Here is a 13,285-nt window from a genome sequence, read left to right as displayed (position 1 = left end):
CGCGTTAGCGCCCTTTACTTGCTAAAATGGCTCAATTGCTCGAGTACTTGTTGTAAGAAATCAAAATTAGGCTTCCCCTTTAATGGACGATTGGTTTTATCCAGTAGTTCATATTGTCCCGCACTTCCCACTTCTAAAATGGTGTCTGATGTGAGCATGGCATAACTACTGTAGTTTGAAGCTAAAATCCAAGCTCTCTCTTGCATTGGATTGAGTAAATTCAAGCCTACTGAATAATCGCCGATTGGGTTGGTTACGCCTAAATATCCTTGCATTAATGTTGGAACCAGATCTTGATGACTAGTTAGTTGCTCAGTATCAAGACTTGCGTTGGCATTGATTTGAGGGCCAACGACTGCAAAAGGAACATGAACTTGGGCTGGTGTATAGTTACTGTTATGCCCCCAGAAGTTCAGTTTATTATCGTTCATCTCTTGACCGTGATCTCCCGTGATAATGATAAGCGTATTGGCCAAATCACCCGTCTCTTTTAACTTGTCTACAACGGGGGCGATTAGGCTATCTACGTAGTGCACACTCGTTCTATATCGGTTGAAAAATGGTAACGGATCAGTGTTGTTGTTTAATTGCAGATAATTGACATCGCTAAGCATTGGTTGATATTGATGCGGATAATCTTTAGGGAAATCATAGCCATGTGCCGAATCGTAAAACAGGAATGAAAATGCTGGTTTCTGGGGATCCCGCTTGTCGTACCAAGTGAGCCAATCATGGGTCAGGTTGGCATCAAGTTCAGATGCGCTTGAGCCTTCTGAGCCTATCCGTAAATCTTTGACGTTGGTAAATACGGTGCGATCAAACTCTGGATTGCGTAACTGTGCAGCAGTGAAAATACCTAACTGGTAGTCTAATTGCTGAAGGCGGTCTATTAGAACAGGACCTTGATTGTTAGCTAAAACTCCTTGCCAGTAAGTACCAGGTATTCCGTAGAATAGCCCGAAAATTCCTGTCCTTGTTGCATTCCCCGAGGCCATATGTTGATTAAATCGAACACCGGTCTGAGTCAAGTTCCACAAATTGGGGGTATTGTCCGCACTAAAAGTATCAAACCGCCATGAATCGATAACAATCAACATGATATTGGTTGGTTTTTCAACTGGTTGAACTTGTAAAGGGTGAATAGGGTAGTGTAAGTCACTCTTGTGAAGAGATAATGATTTCTGTTGGGCAATAGCTTGCTGATCGACCCAGCCGTGCTTTTCCATAAAGCGATTTGCCGTAGCTGGATAAAACAGGGGTAAATAGCGTTTTATCTGGGTAACGGGTTGGTAAGCATTTGCTGCAGCCCAGATATGAATGATATGGGTCAGCACAAACGCAGATAATGCCAAATATGCGAATCGGTAAGCAACCCTACTCGGTAATAATGTTGCGGTCTGAATCCATTTAAGCAACAGCCATAGTGTAATCCACAACCCTAGAATAGCGATTGTAACCATTAACCAAGTGATTAGAGGGAAGCTAACAACTTGCCCCGATAAGACTAGATTAAGAACAACCGAATTAATATGGAACCGATATTGGGCAAATACTAATGTGTCAATAAACAGTGCAGTTAAGCCTACTGCGGCAGCTCCAGATAAAGCGATGTTACGACAATACTTAGGTAGAAAATGCAATGGAACAATTAATGCTGCAAATAAACCTGTTAGCACAAACATCTGTGAGATGGAGCTAATAATGATAAAAAATTGCCCTAAAAAATCTGAGGGAAACTCAGGTAAAAATGCGAAATAGCGCGTCGAAAGCAGCGTAGCTAAAAATGCATTGAATAAAATGAACCATTCCCAGTTGGATGCTTTTGGCTTGGTTGAAGATGTAAACATGGTGTAGTCCAGGAAATATCTTGTACAGCAGGCTTTGAAAAGACACTGTTAGAAATTAAGAAAATTGCAGGACTATTTTAAAGGTTAAAGGCTCAATAGTACTAGAGGTTTGGGAGGGATTTACGAGTCGGATCGATGTTAAATCGAATACATTAACTATGGAGTCAGAATACACAACAAAAATTCCCCATTTTAACGTAATTACATGCAGCATTGGCGTATCTGCCTGTTAACATTTCGGTGTTTTAATTTGTTATCTGCATTAGTTGTAAAACTCTTTGTACCAGCTAACGAATTGAGTCACACCGCTGTTGATATCCACCTGTGGCTTATAACCCACAGCCTTAAATAGGTCTTCAGTATCCGCCCAAGTCGCGTGCACATCTCCTGGCTGCATCGGTAAGAGGTTTTTCTTGGCTTTTACCCCAAGGGCATTTTCCAGCGCGGTGATAAAGTCGAGCAGTTGCACTGGGCTACCGTTACCTATATTGAACACTCTATAGGGGGCGCTACTGCTGGCGGGCGTGCCCGTTTCAACCGTCCAATCGGCATTGGCCTGCGGCGGTTTGTCTTGTACTCGGATAATCCCCTCAACAATATCATCGATATAGGTGAAGTCGCGACTTAAATCTCCATGGTTGTAAACGTCGATCACTTCACCTGCGAGAATCGCCTTAGTGAACTTAAATAACGCCATATCGGGGCGACCCCATGGGCCATACACGGTAAAGAAGCGCAGTCCTGTAGTAGGTAATTGGTAAAGATGCGAGTAAGTGTGGGACATCAACTCATTGGCCTTTTTGGTGGCCGCATAGAGTGAAATCGGATGATCTATGCTGTCGGATGTCGAGAATGGCATCTTTTGATTCAGACCATAAACCGAGGATGAAGAGGCATAAACCAAGTGCTCAATCCTATGGTGGCGACAACCTTCAAGGATTGTCAGGTGACCAACAAGATTGCTATCGGCATAGGCAAGGGGATTATCGAGGGAATAACGTACTCCAGCCTGAGCCGCGAGGTGGATCACGCGCTGAAAGCCCTCTTTAGCGAACAGCTCTGCAATGCCTGCTCGGTCGGCTAAATCCAGTTTGATAAACCGAAAATTGCTCAATGCTTCGAGTGGCGCGAGTCTGGCAAATTTCAGGTTAACATCGTAATAATCGTTAAGATTATCGATACCGACGACGTCATGCCCCATGGCGCAGAGGCGCTGGCTAACTTTGGCGCCGATAAATCCCGCTGCGCCTGTGACTAAGTATTTCATCTAACGCTTTATTCCTTGCTATGACTTACTCAAACTGGCTTTTAACTCGATTAATCGTGGTGAAATAGGTCACGGGTGTAGACTTTGTTGGCCACATCTGCGAGTTCTTGGGCCATACGGTTAGAGACTATGACATCGCACATGCCTTTAAATTCGTTGAGATCCTTAATTACTCTGGAATTAAAGAACTCTTCTTCCTTCAATACTGGCTCGTAAACGACGACTTCAATCCCCTTGGCTTTAATGCGTTTCATCACCCCCTGCACGGCGGAGGCGCGGAAGTTGTCTGAATCGGCTTTCATAATCAGACGGTAAATCCCCACGCACTTAGGCTTTTGGCTAATAATGGCGTCGGCAATAAAGTCCTTGCGAGTGGTATTGGAATCGACAATCGCGCTAATCAAGTTGTTGGGCACATCGTTATAGTTGGCCAGCAACTGTTTTGTGTCCTTGGGCAGACAGTAGCCACCGTAACCGAAGGAAGGATTGTTATAGTAATCGCCAATGCGTGGGTCGAGGCTCACGCCCTCGATAATCTGCCTAGTGTTTAGGCCGCGGCTTTCTGCGTAGGTATCAAGTTCATTAAAGTAAGCGACGCGCATAGCCAAATAAGTATTGGCAAATAACTTGATGGCTTCAGCTTCTGTGCTGTCGGTCAACAGGATTGGAATATCTCGCTTGATGGCGGCATCGGCAAGTAGGTTGGCAAAAGCGTGTGCGCGCTCAGAACGTTCTCCCACGATAATCCGTGAGGGATGCAGATTGTCGTAAAGCGCCTTTCCTTCCCGCAAAAATTCCGGTGAAAAGACGATATTGTCACTGTTGAGCTTTTTTCTTAGCTCAGTGGTAAAGCCTACGGGTACCGTCGATTTAATGATGACAGTGGTATTGGGATTTATGACCAATACTTCCTGTGTAACCGTTTCGACTGACTGAGTATTAAAATAATTGGTCTGTGGGTCGTAATCCGTTGGGGTTGCGACAATCACAAAGTCGGCCGATTTAACCGCATTTTTATCCGTAGATGCGATTAAGTTTAAATCTTTGCTCTGAAGATATTCTTGTATTAATGCATCTACTACGGTTGGTTTACCTTGATTAACGAGATCGACCCGTTCCTGCTGTAAGTCGATAGCCGTGACTTGGTTTTTCTGCGCGAGCAGCACTGCATTTGACAGGCCTACATAGCCCATTCCAACGACAACTATATTCATAGAAGATTTTTAGCTGAGGGATCTGCTCTTAAGCTAACATGATTTTACCTCAGGTAAATGTAAATTCTGTGAAACATTGGGTTTAGAATTAAGCGCTAAGTTCATGTGACAAAAATAGATTTTAGTGCTGCTCCGATCTGTTGTCTGAGCCAAAGATATTAGCTAATTGAAATTTTTCTTTTGCAACAATCGTATGCTACCGTAGCGAAGGTGCGTATTTTGGGAGCGTTAAATTGATTTCTGTTGTAATTCCCGCAAAAGATGAAGTGGGCAATATTGGCCCGTTGATGAAGGAAATCTGCCAAGCTTTACAAGGATTAATTGCCTTTGAAATTTTGGTGGTCGATGATGGTAGTCAAGATGACACCTTTGGCGAAGTGATGACAACTGCAGCAGAAATGCAATGCAATGCCAAAGCGATTCGCCATGAACGTAGCACAGGTCAAAGCACTGCTATTTCTACAGGTGTTTTGCATGCCCGCGGTAAGTTTATTGTGACCCTAGATGCTGATGGCCAAAACGATCCCGCGGACATTCCAGCTATGCTCGCTAAATTGACCGATATCCAAGCTGAGCATTTCTGTATCGCAGGCTACCGTAAACACCGTAAAGATACCGCTTGGAAACGCTTCCAATCCCGTTTTGCTAATAAAGTGCGCGATGCCCTGCTGCATGACGGCGTGCCGGACACTGGCTGCGGTCTAAAATTATTCCCCCGCGACACTTTCCTTCGCATGCCTTATTTTGATCATATGCACAGATATATCCCTGCGCTGGTGCGCCGTATGGGTGGTGAAGTGTTGATTTCAGTGGTCAATCATAGGGATCGCCAAGTGGGCGTCTCTAAATACACGGCTTGGAACCGTGTATGGGTTGGGATTGTCGATATCATGGGAGTGATGTGGCTGGGTCGCAGAGCTAAGATCGCCAAGGTTGCCCGCAGCCAAGCCAGCTGGAACGAATAACAAGACTCACAGCAAGTGAACAACCATGAAACGACTCTATAAGGCGATTTTTATTGTCTTTATCCTGCTAGGGCTAATGTTTGCAGCCCAGCAGGGACTGTTTGAGCACATGACCGATAGCAATTGGGTCGCCCACTTTGTCGCCGAAAATGGCATTTATGGCATGGTAGTGATGTTGGTGGCCGGAGGACTTTTTACCGCCGTGGGAGGGCCAAGGCAGGTGATCGCCTTTGTGTTTGGTTTCGCCCTTGGTGGTGTTTATGGCGGACTATTTTCGACCTTAGCTGCCTTTCTGGGCTGTCTGTTGTCTTTCTATATCGCAAGATTCACCATTCGTTCAAGTTTGCAGCGTCGCTTCGGCCATAAACTACAAAAATTTGAAGCGCTTATCATACAAAGAACTTGGCTTAAAGTGTTGATGATCCGCCTGTTGCCCGTCGGCAGTAATCTACTCACTAACCTGTTTGCAGGTGCGACCCATGTACCCGCCACCGGCTTTTTGTTGGGCAGCGGTATTGGTTATTTGCCACAGATGCTGATCTTCAGTTTTGCCGGTGCTGGCATTGGTCTCTCGGATCATAACCAGCTTGGGATCAGCATTGGGTTATTTATTGTGTCGAGCCTGATTGGGGCCTATCTGTATCGCACCAGCTTGAGTAAGCAAGTCGACGAATTGGAAAGTTAAAAGGGATTAGGAATGGATGCATTACAGCGTCGTTTTAACAGTGACGATTATTTTCAGGTACTCTGGCCACTATTATTGATAAGTTTATTTATCCTCTTGGTGGGCATTGGTTTTCGCTCACCTTGGCCGGCAGACGAGCCGCGCTTTGTCGAGGTTGCTCGAGAAATGGTGGCATCAGGGCAATGGTTATTCCCTACCCGTGGCGGCGAATATTATCCCGATAAGCCGCCGGTGTTTATGTGGTCTATCGCGCTGTTTTATCAAATCACAGGTTCACTCAAACTCGCTTTTTTACTGCCTAATGCCCTCTGCGGATTGCTTACCGTGTTCCTTATTTATGACTTAGGTACAAGGCTGTGGAACGTGCGCGTGGGGCGCAATGCCGCATTGCTATTGCTGATAGTGCCGCAGTTTTTAATGCAGGCTAAAAATGCCCAAATCGATGGCATGGTGATGTGCTGGATAACCCTAGGCTGTTACGGCTTAATTCGGCACTTTATGTTGGGGCCTAAGTGGCATTGGTATTTTATCGGCTGGGCTTTTATGGGGCTCGGGGTGATTACTAAGGGCGTCGGTTTTCTGCCGCTGTTGTTACTCATTCCAATTGCAGTCTATGCCGTAAAAGATAAGAGTCGTTTTGAGGGACGATTAACTTGGTTGTGTCTTGCGGGTCCCTTAGCCATGCTGGCGGTGATTGCTTGCTGGTTGGTGCCTATGGTGCTGACAGTGCAAGGCCAAAGTACACCAGAGCTGTTAGCTTATCAAAACAATATCCTGTTTAAGCAGACCGGAGAGCGTTACGTCAATGCTTGGCACCATATCAAACCATGGTATTTCTTTGTCTTAAGCGTGATCCCTTGGATGTGGTTCCCTATTACCCTGCTGGTGGTCGCCTACTGGAAACAGTGGGTGCAGAAGGTCAAAGCCGAGCCGAACATTGCCATACTGCTGATTTGGGTTGGTTTGGTGGTTTTGTTCTTCAGCATCAGCCCTGGCAAGCGCAACGTGTATATTTTACCCGCGCTGCCCATGCTAGCTCTAGCGGCTTCCGCTGTGCTAACGGGTCAGTCGCCTAAAGTATGGTTTGAGAAGTTAGTCAGTGGAGTGTTGTGGCTACTCGGATTTGTCGTGCTGGCCGCGGGGGTGTTGTCGTTAATACACCACCCCAAACTGGTTAAGGCTTTAGCCGACTATACCGACGATCTCTCTGGTATAGGTTATCTCTTTATCTTACTCGGTGTTCTTTGGTGCCTGCTGTTATGGCTTGGGCGCAAACAGTTTGCCCTCGTTAAGATTGCCATGGTTTCAGCCTTAGGCTGGGCACTGGTAAGCACTTGGGGTTATTCGATAATAGATGAAATGCGTACCCCAAGAAGTCTAATGTTACATACTGCAGACGTGATAGGTGAGGATGCCGAGTTAGGGCTCGTGAACTTTAAGGAGCAATTTATTCTGTTCTCACCCATGAGTGTGACTCATTTTAGTTACCTCGCCTCCAATGAGGAGCAAGAACGCAATGCCTGGCAATGGATCCATGAGAACCCGCAGCGATACTTATTGATCCCTAAAGGCACTGAGCTTGAATGTTTTGAAATGGATACCGCTAAGAGCATGGGCATGGCGCACCGTGACGAGTGGATGTTATTGAGTGTTGCAGAGGCTAAAGCCCAGTGTGAGGCACCCAAACGGCAATACCGTTATTTTACCGATCACCCCGGTCGTTGGTTAAAAGAATAGCGACAAAGTACGCCTCATTTTACAAGTCATAAAAAATGCCTGCTCTAGCAGGCATTTTTGTTGAATGGACTGAACCTGAACCAGAATCTGAGCCTAGCGAGTTTGGCAGATACCGCAGAACACTGTGGTGCGCTGACCTAAACGAATCTCGCTAAGCAGGTTGCCACATTGGGTACAGGTTTCGCCGCCACGGCCGTAAACGTGAAGTTTTTGGGCAAAGTAACCAGGCTTACCATCGGCATTAGTAAAGTCTTTAAGCGTGGTGCCGCCCTGTTTAATGGCATGGGCGAGGATTTGTTTTACCTCGGCGACTAACAAGGTTAAGCGCTCAATATCGACGCTACCAGCCTGCGCTTCGGGGTGAATGCCCGCGGCAAATAGCGCCTCGTTAGCGTAAATATTGCCAACGCCTACTACGATATGGTTATCCATTAGGCAGAGTTTTATCGCCTTCTTCTTACCCTTAAGTGCCGCCGCTAACTGCTCGACATTAAAGGCATCGGTTAACGGCTCTGGGCCTAATTTCTCCAGCAGAGGATGGGCTTCCTCCGGCAGTTGGCACCATAACCAAGCGCCAAATCGGCGTGGGTCGTTAAAGCGCAGCACACGGCCGTTGGCGAATACGAGGTCGATATGATCGTGTTTTTCAATCGGTGTATCTTGGGGCAGAATGCGTAAGCTGCCTGACATGCCAAGGTGCACTATTGCTGTGCCTGCATCGGTATCAATAAGCAGATATTTCGCTCTGCGCCTGACGCGGCGGATCACTTGACCCACGATCTGTTTAGCAAGTTCGGGTACGGGCCAGCGCAACGAGGCATTGCGCACCACAAAATCCACGACGGTTTGCTCTACAAGATGGGGGGCTATGCCCTGTCGGGTGACTTCGACTTCTGGTAATTCCGGCATTATCTATATCTTATTTTTAGTTAATCTGTGGTTTTAGCATTACTGATGGGTTGCAAACCTTCGCGAAGACTGGGTGGTACTAGATACCAGTTGCCCGCGGGGGATTTTAACGCCCCCAGACTTGGGAAATACATCCACCGCTGGGTTTGTACTATATCGGCAATTTGGATCACTAATTCTTGGGGAGATTCGGTCAGCTCAGGTGCATCGCCTAAAGGTGAGACCTTAAGGGTTTGCCAGGCCTTTGCCCATTCATCACAGTTCAGCACTTTGGGGTCACACTCCCAACGGGATGTCTTTTTATGCAGCCAAATACCATCGAGCTGAAGCTGTGCGAGTGGTGCATTGTCATCAAATAATCGTTTGGCATCACTGGGAATATTCTGGGTTTTTCGATCAACAAAGGTCAGCACAGCCACCATGATAAGGCAGGCAATAATGATGATGTTATTCCATTGTTTACGCGATAAAGCCATAGGGACATGACGCCAGAAAGTAGGTATGCCTTGAGTGTATCACGGTCAATTTGATAAACCAGTCTTAGGGAGGAGGGCGGCTAGGGCTTAGCCGCCCGTGGCGTTCATAAATCGCAGAATTTGCACGCCATTTTTATCGAACTCATGTTGCTTAGGCTTGTAATGAATGCCCTGCAAAATAGTGGTTTTAAGACGTTCAATATCGCCGGGGAATTCGCGCACAATACTTTTAAGATCAATAGAATGTTCGTTACCTAGGCAGAGCAAAAGCTGGCCTTCCACCGTGACCCGTACGCGGTTGCATTCGTGGCAGAAGTTATGGCTGTGGGGCGAGATAAAACCAATATGGACTGGGCTGTCTGCCATAGTGTAATAACGGGCTGGGCCGCCGGTGCGTTTATTAGATAAAGCCAAGGGATAGCGCGTATTGATAATGGCTTTTACCTCATCACTGCTGCAATGACGTGCCTGCTTGCGCTCATCCATTTCCCCGAGAGGCATCTCTTCAATAAAGGCGATATCCAGCGCTCGGTTACGGCAAAACTCCACTAAGTCCAACACTTCATGGTCGTTTTGCTGCTTGAGGATCACAGCATTGATTTTGATGTGTTTAAAGCCTGCCGCAATTGCCGCATCAATCCCTTCAACTACCCGCTCTAACTTGCCATTGCGGGTTAGCTGGGTAAATAGCTTGGGATTGAGCGTGTCTAGACTGATGTTTAGCCTTTTTAAGCCCGCATCGAACATAGGTTTGGCAAATTTAGTCAGCCGTGAACCGTTGGTGGTCATCGACAAATCTTTGAGGCCTGGCAACTTGCCGAGCAGTTTGACCAGTTCATCGCAGTCGGTACGCACTAAGGGCTCACCACCCGTGAGGCGGATTTTGGTCACACCAAGCTCAGTAAAAGCCTGGGCAATCCACGCGAGTTCCTCTAGGTTAAGCACCGCCTCCCTTGGCAGAAAGCAGGGGTCTTCCGTCATGCAATAGACACAACGAAAATCACAGCGGTCGGTAACCGAGAGTCGCAGGTACTCGACTTCTCGGCCAAATGCGTCCACGAGTAAACTCATAGTCACATGCCTTTATAAAAGGTCGGCAAAGGGCTGGATATACACGGTTTCGCCCTTATTAACCGACTCGACATCATCGCCAATAATGATCAAACAATTGCCTTTAACCATGGAATTGAGCATGCCAGAACCTTGGTTACCTGTGCTGCGAACATGCAGCCTGCCATCCACACCAAGTTGGTAAATCCCGCGGCTAAACTCGGTACGTCCTTGACGGCTACGTAGTACCTCATCACTAATGGCAGGGAATAACTTAGGCTGCCATTCAGTTTCGCCCGCCAATTTTCGCAGCGCGGGCTGCACGAATTGTAGGAAAGACACCATCACGGCAACGGGGTTTCCTGGTAAGCCGAAGAACAAACTGCTGCCCACTTTACCGAAGGCGAGCGGGCGACCAGGGCGCATGTTAATCCGCCAAAAATCGATATTACCGAGGCGCGCTAACACGGTTTTGATGTAATCGGCATCACCTACGGAAACCCCGCCAGAGCTAATCACGACATCGGCCTGAGTCGCGGCTTTGGATAGTGTTGCTTCGAGCGCGGCTTCTGAATCTTCAATAATGCCTAAGTCGATGATGTTACAACCTAAGCGTTTCGCCATCGCCTTGATGGTGTAACGGTTTGAATCGTAAATGCAGTTAGGCTTTAACGCTTCGCCCGGTTGGCTCACCTCATCGCCAGTGGAGAACACGGCAACCGTTGGACGACGATAGGCTGGCACACGGTTAAATCCGAGGGAGGCGAGGAGCCCTTGTTCGGCGGCGCCAAGGCGAGTGCCTTGTTTGAGGGCGACTTGACCCTTGGCAATATCTTCACCCGCGAGGCGCACATGTTGCCCCTGTTGGATTGTGCCTTCGAAGCTAACCTTGGCATCGACTTCACTTGCCAGTTCTCTTGGCTGCACAGTATCGGCGCCGACTGGCACAGTCGCGCCCGTCATAATACGGATGGTTTCCCCGGCCTTAAGCGTGCCTGAATATTGGTGACCGGCAAACACTTCTCCAACCAGTGTAAAGCTTTCAGGCATAGGGTCTTGGTAGGCAAAAGCATAGCCATCCATTGCCGAGTTTGTTTGCTGCGGCACATCGACGGGAGAGATACTATCGCTTGCTAATACGCGGTTATCCAGCTCGTCTAGGTCAATGTCTTCAGTGCCAGAAACGGCTGATACGTGGGATAAAATCTGCGCCAGCCCTTGGCTTACGCTGAGGTTTTTATCGCTGCCAATCGTGCAGGCATCCACCGCTGGGATAGGTAATTTTGGGTTTGGTGCCTGCCAGTTGTTAGCGTACTCAATCACAAAATCGGCAATCTGGCCGACATTGTTGAGGTCTAAGCGGCGTAAATCGCTGGGCAATACCGTGTCATCGCAGCAGGCGATGGCGAGAATATTTTCGTCGTGGGTGTGAATAAAAGGTTTGCCATGGGCGGCGCGGTGCAGCTCAATTTTAGGCAGCGTTAGCTTTTTAAAGCCTTCAACTAGCACTATATCGACTTTGTCGGCTTCAATATGCTTGAGCAGATGTACCAGTTCTGGGTCACTATCGCGGGCATCTTCGGTCATCAGTGCCCAACGTACATGGGAGGCAACCAGCATTTGCCGTGCGCCGGCTTTACGCATCTCGTAACTGTCTTTACCGGGAATATCGACATCAAAATCATGGTGAGCATGTTTGATGACCGCTAGGCGCAGGCCACGTTGATTCAACTCAGGGATCAATTGCTTGAGTAAGGTTGTTTTCCCCGTGCCGCTGTAGGCACAAAATCCGAGTACGGGAATGGAGAGCGGATTGATGAAGGGGTTACTCATGTACACCTCTAATTTTATTCACTTTTAGTTATTTCGGCTGCCAGGCGTTGTTTTTGTTCTGGAGTATTTACATTCACAAAGGCGTTGGGTTGGTCGGCAAAGGCCGCGACAGCGCAGTTATGATTGGCATACCAAAAATCAATTTTACGCTCACCCGCTTCGAGAAATGCTTTCATCGAATCGCGTAAGCTAGGTTTTAATAGCAGTACTACGGGCTGTTCGCGCTCACCATCGCTGGCAACGGCAAGCTCGGCGTTCTGCGCTTCAATTGCAGCCAGCATGCGCGGGACTAAATCCTTTGGCAGGAGTGGGCAATCACAGGGGACAACCAGCAGAAAATCGGCTTGGGTTTGTCCCATGGCGGTGATCATGCCAGCCAATGGGCCGAGGAATCCAGTGTGCTCATCGCTCAGTACTCTAAAACCGTACTCAGCATAACGGCTTTGATTACGATTTGCGTTGATCAGGATCTCCTTAACTTGAGGTTTTATGCGCTCGATTGTGTGCTCAATCATGGCTTTGCCATTGAGTTCGACCAAGCCCTTGTCGTCGCCACCCATACGACGTGCCATACCGCCTGCGAGAATCACAGCATCAATTTGCAACGACATATAAAGATCCCTGTTTCGATAAATTCGGAGTTTGCGCCTGGGAGGTTATCACCTGTTGTCCCTCTATCTGCCATTGATGTTCACATATGCTGGTTAAAGCGCAGTTTTGATGACTACTTAGCAGCATGCCAGTGCCTTGCTGCTTTAGCTGTTTAATCATCTCAAGCACTAAGGCTTGGGAATCCCTGTCCATATTCGAGGTGGGTTCATCAAGCATCAGCAGTTTTGGCTGTAAAATCCAGGCGCGGGCAATGGCGAGACGCTGGCGTTCACCACCTGATAAATCGCTGGCCCTCGCGTGTAACAGTGAGCCTAACTGCGCCATTTCAATAGCTTGGTTAATTCGCTGTTTGGCCTGTTGCTTCGCGTCGGCAAAAGCTAAGCCATAGGTGAGGTTATGATAGACACTGCCATCGAATAAATAGGGGTGCTGATGAAGGTAAATCGCCTTTCCTAACAGCGGGTTGCGCTTCCACCAAGGATCTTTGCTAAAGCCATGGGCCTCAATCGTGCCAAGGCTTGGCTGGATGAGTCCCGCCAGTATTTTCATTAGGGTCGATTTGCCTGAGCCGTTGTCGCCCTGCAGATAAATGACATTTCCTTGGCATAGCTCGAGAAAGGTCGCCCTAAAGAGTAAACGAGTACCAAAGGACTTTTCTACATTCTGGGCAGTGAGTTTAACCTGCGTCAT

General features: G+C 47.7%; 12 protein-coding genes. 3 read left to right on the top strand and 9 right to left on the bottom strand.

The features are described 5' to 3' along the window. Positions 1-14: 14 nt before the first annotated feature. The 3 genes from K0H61_RS17165 to K0H61_RS17155 form a co-directional block, all read right to left on the bottom strand. Positions 15-1,847 carry a DUF3413 domain-containing protein gene (locus K0H61_RS17165; RefSeq protein ID WP_220050666.1) on the bottom strand — a complete coding sequence of 611 codons (1,833 nt, stop codon included), beginning with the start codon at positions 1,845-1,847 and terminating at the stop codon, positions 15-17. Between the two features lie 262 nt (positions 1,848-2,109). Continuing rightward, a complete protein-coding gene (locus K0H61_RS17160; protein ID WP_220050665.1) occupies positions 2,110-3,114 on the bottom strand; it encodes an NAD-dependent epimerase in 1,005 nt (334 codons plus the stop codon). Positions 3,115-3,164: 50 nt separating this feature from the next. Then, complete coding sequence (locus K0H61_RS17155; protein ID WP_220050664.1) at positions 3,165-4,328, bottom strand: nucleotide sugar dehydrogenase; 1,164 nt, start codon at positions 4,326-4,328, stop codon at positions 3,165-3,167. 233 nt (positions 4,329-4,561) lie between these two features. On the opposite strand from K0H61_RS17155, the gene K0H61_RS17150 reads away from it, so the two are divergent. The 3 genes from K0H61_RS17150 to K0H61_RS17140 are packed head-to-tail and all read left to right on the top strand — an operon-like array spanning position 4,562 to position 7,715. Then, positions 4,562-5,293 carry a glycosyltransferase family 2 protein gene (locus tag K0H61_RS17150; protein ID WP_220050663.1) on the top strand — a complete coding sequence of 244 codons (732 nt, stop codon included), beginning with the start codon at positions 4,562-4,564 and terminating at the stop codon, positions 5,291-5,293. A gap of 25 nt (positions 5,294-5,318) precedes the next feature. Continuing rightward, positions 5,319-5,978 carry a TVP38/TMEM64 family protein gene (locus K0H61_RS17145; RefSeq protein WP_220050662.1) on the top strand — a complete coding sequence of 220 codons (660 nt, stop codon included), beginning with the start codon at positions 5,319-5,321 and terminating at the stop codon, positions 5,976-5,978. A 12-nt stretch (positions 5,979-5,990) separates the two neighbouring features. Beyond that, entirely contained in the window at positions 5,991-7,715 is a 1,725-nt protein-coding gene (locus K0H61_RS17140) for an ArnT family glycosyltransferase (protein WP_220050661.1), read from the top strand. 93 nt (positions 7,716-7,808) lie between these two features. Here the strand turns inward: K0H61_RS17140 and mutM are convergent, their stop codons facing one another. The 6 genes from mutM to K0H61_RS17110 all read right to left on the bottom strand — a co-directional run bounded on the left by mutM (position 7,809) and on the right by K0H61_RS17110 (position 13,285). Next, positions 7,809-8,624 carry a bifunctional DNA-formamidopyrimidine glycosylase/DNA-(apurinic or apyrimidinic site) lyase gene (gene mutM, locus K0H61_RS17135; RefSeq protein ID WP_220050660.1) on the bottom strand — a complete coding sequence of 272 codons (816 nt, stop codon included), beginning with the start codon at positions 8,622-8,624 and terminating at the stop codon, positions 7,809-7,811. 20 nt (positions 8,625-8,644) lie between these two features. Beyond that, positions 8,645-9,100: a hypothetical protein gene (locus K0H61_RS17130; protein ID WP_220050659.1), complete on the bottom strand. Its 456-nt coding sequence runs from the start codon at positions 9,098-9,100 to the stop codon at positions 8,645-8,647. Between the two features lie 87 nt (positions 9,101-9,187). Next, the gene (gene moaA / locus K0H61_RS17125; protein ID WP_220050658.1) at positions 9,188-10,171 is read right to left on the bottom strand and encodes a GTP 3',8-cyclase MoaA; all 984 of its coding nucleotides are present in this window, start codon (positions 10,169-10,171) and stop codon (positions 9,188-9,190) included. 12 nt (positions 10,172-10,183) lie between these two features. Further along, positions 10,184-11,983 (bottom strand): bifunctional molybdopterin-guanine dinucleotide biosynthesis adaptor protein MobB/molybdopterin molybdotransferase MoeA, encoded by a 1,800-nt coding sequence (locus tag K0H61_RS17120; RefSeq protein ID WP_220050657.1) that lies wholly within the window; start codon positions 11,981-11,983, stop codon positions 10,184-10,186. Between the two features lie 14 nt (positions 11,984-11,997). Beyond that, positions 11,998-12,594, bottom strand: a complete 597-nt coding sequence (mobA, locus tag K0H61_RS17115; RefSeq protein ID WP_220050656.1) for a molybdenum cofactor guanylyltransferase MobA — start codon at positions 12,592-12,594, stop codon at positions 11,998-12,000. Then, positions 12,578-13,285: an ABC transporter ATP-binding protein gene (locus tag K0H61_RS17110; protein WP_220050655.1), complete on the bottom strand. Its 708-nt coding sequence runs from the start codon at positions 13,283-13,285 to the stop codon at positions 12,578-12,580. Before K0H61_RS17110 ends, mobA begins: the two co-directional genes overlap by 17 nt.

This window comes from Shewanella acanthi (genome assembly GCF_019457475.1).
In the GTDB taxonomy this organism is placed as follows: Bacteria; Pseudomonadota; Gammaproteobacteria; order Enterobacterales; family Shewanellaceae; genus Shewanella; species Shewanella acanthi.
This window is presented reverse-complemented; position numbering and strand designations above follow the sequence as displayed.